7 protein-coding genes are annotated in these 6,452 nt (G+C 61.1%); 5 read left to right on the forward strand and 2 right to left on the reverse strand.

Annotation, left to right across the window (positions count from 1 at the left end; translation table 11 throughout):
* From ybeY to metK, 5 genes are all read left to right on the forward strand, one after another.
* A partial coding sequence (gene ybeY / locus WA989_RS12255) for an rRNA maturation RNase YbeY (protein WP_424340785.1) occupies positions 1-156 on the forward strand: 156 nt, incomplete at its 5' end.
* A 10-nt stretch (positions 157-166) separates the two neighbouring features.
* On the forward strand, positions 167-1,012 hold the full coding sequence (locus tag WA989_RS12260; RefSeq protein WP_424340779.1) for a hemolysin family protein: 846 nt from the start codon (positions 167-169) through the stop codon (positions 1,010-1,012).
* The gene (gene lnt, locus WA989_RS12265; RefSeq protein WP_424340780.1) at positions 1,009-2,649 is read left to right on the forward strand and encodes an apolipoprotein N-acyltransferase; all 1,641 of its coding nucleotides are present in this window, start codon (positions 1,009-1,011) and stop codon (positions 2,647-2,649) included. Before WA989_RS12260 ends, lnt begins: the two co-directional genes overlap by 4 nt.
* A 42-nt stretch (positions 2,650-2,691) precedes the next feature.
* Positions 2,692-3,105 (forward strand): helix-turn-helix domain-containing protein, encoded by a 414-nt coding sequence (locus tag WA989_RS12270; RefSeq protein ID WP_424340781.1) that lies wholly within the window; start codon positions 2,692-2,694, stop codon positions 3,103-3,105.
* 48 nt (positions 3,106-3,153) lie between these two features.
* Positions 3,154-4,350 carry a methionine adenosyltransferase gene (gene metK, locus WA989_RS12275; RefSeq protein ID WP_424340782.1) on the forward strand — a complete coding sequence of 399 codons (1,197 nt, stop codon included), beginning with the start codon at positions 3,154-3,156 and terminating at the stop codon, positions 4,348-4,350.
* Here the strand turns inward: metK and WA989_RS12280 are convergent.
* Together WA989_RS12280 and WA989_RS12285 are read right to left on the reverse strand one after the other, a co-directional pair.
* A complete protein-coding gene (locus WA989_RS12280; protein WP_424340783.1) occupies positions 4,347-5,438 on the reverse strand; it encodes a phosphatase PAP2 family protein in 1,092 nt (363 codons plus the stop codon). The genes metK and WA989_RS12280 overlap by 4 nt on opposite strands.
* Positions 5,439-5,536: 98 nt before the next feature.
* Positions 5,537-6,445, reverse strand: coding sequence for a hypothetical protein (locus WA989_RS12285; RefSeq protein WP_424340784.1), 909 nt, complete (start codon positions 6,443-6,445; stop codon positions 5,537-5,539).
* Between the last annotated feature and the right edge of the window lie 7 nt (positions 6,446-6,452).

Here is a 6,452-nt window from a genome sequence, read left to right on the forward strand (position 1 = left end):
CTCTCCAGCCATTTGAGCCATTTGTTGATCCACGGATATCTGCATCTACTCGGCTATGATCACATTGAAGACACAGATGCCCGCGAAATGGAGGCCGTCGAAGTGCGCGCGCTTGCCACGCTTGATATCGCTGATCCATACTCCCTGAAGTCCTGAGTTGTAGGAAATGACCGACACGACCGACCGAGAGACAAAGCGCCGCCCGCGATTATTTTCATTCCGCCGGCGGCGCGATTCCGAAACCCAACCGCAGCCCACCGCTGCGGAACAGCTTGCTGGCCATACACCGCATCTGCTCCGCCTCAGGCTTGCAGAATTCGAGCAGGGCCGCGTTGCCGACGTCATGGTGCCGCGCGCCGAGATCGTCGGTGTTGAACTCAGCACGGACCTGCCGGCCCTGATCCAGCTCTACGCCGACGAGTCGCATTCGCGCTTGCCGGTTTACCGGGACTCGCTCGATGACCCCATTGGCCTTGTCCACATCAAGGATGTTGTCGGCGAAATCGCCCGCGGCGGTGATGGTCTCGACAGGCCGCTGGAGCGGCTGCGCCGGGATGTTCTTTTCGTGCCGGCGTCCATGAAGCTGGCTGATCTTCTTGTGAAAATGCAGACAAGCCGGATTCACATGGCGCTCGTTGTCGACGAGTATGGCGGCACTGACGGCCTGGTCTGCCTCGAAGACCTGATGGAAGAAATCGTCGGTGACATTGAAGACGAACACGATGAAGAACCGGCCATGGTGATCCGCCGCGGACGCCATGCCTGGGAGGCAGATGCACGCATGGAAATCTCCGATTTTCAGGAAAAGACCGGGCTGGATCTCGATATTCCCGATCTCGATGTTGAGGTCGACACGCTGGGCGGCGTTGCGTTTGCGCTGGCCGGAAAAGTGCCACTGCGCGGCGAAGTCCTGCGCCATCCGGCCGGTGCCGACATCGAAATTCTCGACGGCGATGCGCGCCGCATTGAACGGCTCGTTGTTCGCCGGTTCCCGCAAGAGGTTCAGGCTTGAGCGAACCGATTCGCAGTCACGGCTTCACAGCGCTCGGTCCGCTGCATGAAGCGCTCGCCAAGCTTCGCGGCTGGGCAGCCTTCGGCTTTGCCATTCTGCTCGGCGCCTTCGCAGCCCTGGCCTTTGCGCCCTTCCATCTGACGCCAGCCCTCATCATCTCAGCCTCTGCGCTGATCTGGATGCTGGACGGCGCACGGGGCGCAGCGCGGTGGGGGCGCGCCCTGTTCATGCGAGGCTGGGCGTTCGGCTATGGCTTCTTCCTTGTCGGCATGCACTGGACCGCAGCGCCTTTCCTGATTGATCCGGAAAAACACGCTGTCTTCATCTGGATGCCATTGATCGCCTTGCCCGGAGGCATGGCGCTGATCTGGGGCACGGCAGCGGCCTTCGCGGGCGCATTCTGGTCGGCCTCCCCGTCGAGGATTTTCATATTTTCCGTCTTCATGGCGCTGGCAGAACTACTTCGCGGATACCTGTTTGGTGGATTTCCGTGGAATCTGTTCGGCACGACCTGGTCGCCCGGCGGGGCCCTGTCCCAGGCCGCTTCGCTTGGCGGTGTCTACTGGCTGACGTTGGTGACGCTTGTCATCTGCACCGCGCCAGCCGCCCTTGTCGACACCAGAGACGCTCGCGGTGTCCTCGGGCGGGCGCTTCCAGCCGTGATGGCCGTCGTGCTCGTCGCCTTTGGCTGGGCCTGGGGCGCACAACGCCTTGCCGCAGCACCCGCCATGACAGAGGAAACCGTCCTGCTGATGGATGCAGGCGTGCCGCAAGCGGAGAAATATCAGGGCACCGGCGAAGAAGTCCTGGCCCGGTATGGCGAATTCCTCCGCGACATTGAAAGCGATCCGAACGACATCATCGTCTGGCCCGAAGGCGCGCTGCCATTCGACCTGCTCGCGAACAATTATGCGCTCGATGTGATCTCCGCCTATCTCGGAACCCGCACGCTTATCGTGGGCACGACGCGCCGAAGCCTCGAAGGCGCAGACGGCGTCTACAACAACAGTCTGGCCGTCCTGCAAACCGAGGCGGGGCGCGCTGAGCTGATCGCACTTTATGACAAATTCCGCCTGGTCCCGTTCGGCGAGCTGCCTGCGACGGAAATAATTCCATTCGGGAATGCGCTTGCCGGCATCCTGCCTGGCGCGATGCAGCAAATGGCAAAAAGCGGATTTGAACCGGGTAGCGAGGCGACCGTTCTGTTCCCGCGCGACCTGCCACCCTTTATCGCCCTCATCTGTTATGAGGCGCTGTTCCCGGAAATCACCCGGACGGCTGGCCCGCAAAGAGATCAGGCACAATGGATTGTCACCGTCTCGAATGACGCCTGGTTCGGGACAGGAATGGGCCCGGCCCAGCATTATGCCCAGAACCGCTACCGGTCGATCGAGACCGGGCTGCCAATGGCGCGGGTTGCCAGCCGCGGTGCCACCGCAATGGTCGATGCACTCGGGCGCGAAACCGCCCGCGGCCAGCGCGTTGCGGGGGACCCTCAAGGCTGGATTTCCTCTGTGGTTCGAACGCCTCTCCCGTCTGCCCTGCCCTCGACCGCCTATCAAAGATACGGCTCGGCTCTCTTCTGGCTGACGCTTGTTCTGTTCAGCGTTCTGGCCTTCATGGCCTGGCGCCGCTAGGTAGATCAACTGAAGCCATTACACGTCTCGCCAGAAAGCCACATGTCAGACAGCAAACTTCCCAGCCGTATCGACCGCCTGATCGGGCAACGTCTCAGATGGCGGCGAAAAGAGCTGAAATGGACCCAGGAGCAGCTTGGTGAACTTCTTGGCCTGACCTTCCAGCAAGTGCAAAAGTACGAAAAGGGCGTGAACCGCATTTCCGCCGGCCGCCTGTACGAGATTTCCAGCGTTCTGGAAGTTCCGGTCCTCTATTTCTATGAGGGCGCCGAGGAGTATCTCAGCTTGCCGCAGAGCCAGTTCGCGGAGGACAGCGAAGCAGCTGCGCCCCTTCCCGAAATGGATCAGGAAGCGATGGAGCTGATTGCCGCTTTTCAGCGGATAGAGGATGACGTACTGCGGAAATCCCTGTTAGCAACGATCAAGGCAGCGGCCAGCCCGCCAAAGCCCGACTAGACCCGCCGCGCCTGAGCGGACTCACACTAAAAAAACCTGGAACCAATCATGAATTCTGTCGATTTCCTGTTCACGAGCGAAAGCGTTTCCGAAGGCCATCCCGACAAGGTGTGCGACCGGATTTCGGACGAAGTCGTCGATCTCCATTTTCGTGAAGCGATCAAGGCCGGGTATGACACGTCGAGGGTCCGCGTAGCTTGTGAAACCGCCGCGACGACCAATCAGGTAGCCCTGCTTGGCGAGATGCGCGGCCCCGACACGATCACACCCGACATGGTAGAGGACGTGGTTCGCGCCGCCGTTCGCGATATCGGCTATGAGCAGGACGGATTTCACTGGGAGCATCTTAAACTCGACAACTGGCTGCACGGCCAGTCAGAGGATATTGCCGCCGGGGTCGATGAGGGCACGGGCACCTACACCGAAGAAGGCGCAGGCGATCAGGGCATCATGTTCGGCTATGCCAGCGATGAGACCGATGAATACATGCCCGCACCGATTTCCTATTCACACCGCATCCTGAAGCGTATGGCCGAGCTGCGTCATTCGGGCGAGCGCCCCGAATTCCAGCCCGATGCCAAAAGCCAGGTCACGATGCGGTATCGCGACGGCTTGCCGGTCGGTGTAGACGCGGTGGTCGTCTCGACCCAGCATGGCGAAGGCTATTCGGCGGCCGACATTCGCGACCTCGTCCGCCCGATCGTGGCCGACATCCTGCCTGAAGGCTGGTTCCCGGACGAAGACAGTTTCTATGTCAATCCAACCGGCAATTTCGTGATCGGCGGGCCAGATGGCGATGCGGGCCTGACCGGCCGGAAAATTATCGTCGACACCTATGGCGGCTCGGCCCCGCATGGCGGCGGGGCCTTTTCCGGCAAGGACCCGACCAAGGTCGACCGCTCGGCGGCCTATGCCTCCCGCTATCTTGCAAAGAACGTCGTCGCCGCGGGGCTTGCCAAGCGCTGCACGCTGCAGCTTTCCTATGCCATCGGGGTCGCAAAGCCGCTCTCGATCAACGTCAACCTGCATGACACGGCCAATACGGACGAGCGCAAGCTGGAACAGCGCCTGATGGAGATCATGGACCTCTCCCCGCGTGGCATTCGCACCACGCTGGGTCTCGGCCGCCCGATCTATGCGCGCACGGCCGCTTATGGCCACTTTGGCCGTACACCGGACAATGAAGGCGGCTTCTCCTGGGAAAAGCTCGACCTGGTCGACAGCCTGAAGGACCTCGTAGGCTAGGGGCCCGTTGCCTGGCCTTCCTGCCGGCGAAGAGCGCTAGCAGAGCGTGGCTGGCTCCCGGCAGTCCACACGCTGGGCATGAACAGCCCCTCAAGGTGCGCGCGGCGCACTGCGAACCAGATGGTTGCCACGGCGAAAATCGACATGTAGCCGTCGATCGCATAGTGCCAACCGGTATAGACCGAACCGAACAGGATGAGCGCCGCAAAGGCCCAGGCCAGAGCGCCCGCCCAGCGGCTGAGCGTGCCGAACAACAAAGCGTTAAGGGTAACCACGGCCACATGCATGCTGGGTATCGCTGAAATTCCGGTACCGAAAACCGCTTCGTTCGACTGGTAACTCTCGAGCAGGTAACCGGCATAAGCGAGCGTCCCGCGCATGCCGTCGAGCTCAGCGAGGCGACCGGTCAGCGCGTCGAAGCGACCGTCTCCCCAGATCTCGCGGTAAAAGATTGGGCCAACCGAGGAATAAAAGAGCGCAAGCACACTGCCGCAAACCGCAAAGACCATCAGCATCGACCAGAGATAGCGCTTCACAAGCTGAGGGGGCGCCCAGAGGACAACAAAAATCGGCGTCGCCACCCAGTAGGCGAACCAGATGTGGCTGTAGGCGGCGAACATCAGGCCGCTCCAGCTTTCCGGCCAGATCGCGTGAGCGACGACCCACGGGTCGACACCGTGGATGAACGCATCAAGATCCGCTGCCCAGCTGTCAGCATGGAAGGGAACAATGGCGGGAATCGAGAACTTGATAGTCGTGAAGGCAGTGAAAGCCAAAAGCAGCGCGCCGATCAGCACACTCACGAGCGCTACGCGCACGCGCAGGTGTTCGAGTAAACCGTCACGGCTTTCGCCCCGCAGGAGTGGAATGACCGCTAGCGCAAGAAGAGGCAGCAGAATGAGCGGCACATGGTTAAGCAGTGTTCCGGCATAATGCGATAGCGATGCGGCAAACGCATCCGGCGCGATCAGAACCGCCACAGCGACATAGCCCAGCAAGAACAGCGCGGCTATTCGCAGGCTGGTCGAGCGCCACATCCACGCCAGCGCTGGCTGCGTTGGCGTAGCGTTCCGGTCGATCGCAAGCATCCTGAGACTCCCCGCTTTGACACTCTGGGCCCCATAACATCATAGAAAGGCTAATGACTGTTCAATGCGCGGCCTGTTATGCCCGACTGAATACCCGCTCAACGTGCGCGGGTGCGGCGCATCGGACAGGCCAGCCAGTGAGTGGCAGCGGTATCGAAGGCAGTTTCGAGCTGCTGACAGTCGGCGAAGTTTGCGGTTAGGCCATATTCGTCCGCAAGCTGATGGAGGGCCGGTTCGCGCGACTCCTGACCGTGGAACATCACTCCATACACCGGACGGCTGGACGACTGGATCGTGGCGCGGACCGTCTCACGATATTTGGCTAGCGCCGGGCGACTCCAGGGGCGCGGATCCCCATGAGTGATAAAGTAAGCGTCCGAGAAAGCCGGAGCGGTAAAAGCGCTCGGATAGAAGGCCGACATCACAATGATCGCGCCGGCCGGATCGACCGTCGAAGGAAGCTCCGTCCAGACATAGGGCTCCTGCCAGCTCTGCCACGGCACCCGCCGGAGCCGCTCGTAGCTGGTTGAAAGCAGAAGGACCGCGGCCACAGCAAAAGTGAGAATTCTGCCACGCGGCTGGGCCACATATGCGGGAAACAGCCACCAGGCGGTGGCAGCCAGCAGGACCGGCCCCACCAGATAGAGCCCCATGACATAGCGCTGGATGGAAAATACAGCGGTCCAGATCGCAAAGGTTGACAGGAAACCAAGCGCCAGCGCAACCATCACACGGTCGCTACTCCCTGCCTTACCGTTCTGTGCGCGCCAAAGCGCCATGCCCGGAATCGCCAGCGCTGGTATGTATCCCGCCAACAACCTGAAGTCACGGGTCGCCTGCTCATTGATCGGACTTGCATCGAAGCTGAACCAGAAAGGCCGCAAAAGCCCTTCCATAAAACTGTCCGGCAGGAACTTCTCGTCCCTGAAAGCGGTGTCAGGGCCGAGGGGGGCATCGAACAGGGAATTGAGATGGGGGAAGACCGGATTGCCGAAGCGCTCATACATCATCCAC

Source organism: Henriciella sp. (assembly GCF_049649345.1).
Classification (GTDB): domain Bacteria; phylum Pseudomonadota; class Alphaproteobacteria; order Caulobacterales; family Hyphomonadaceae; genus Henriciella.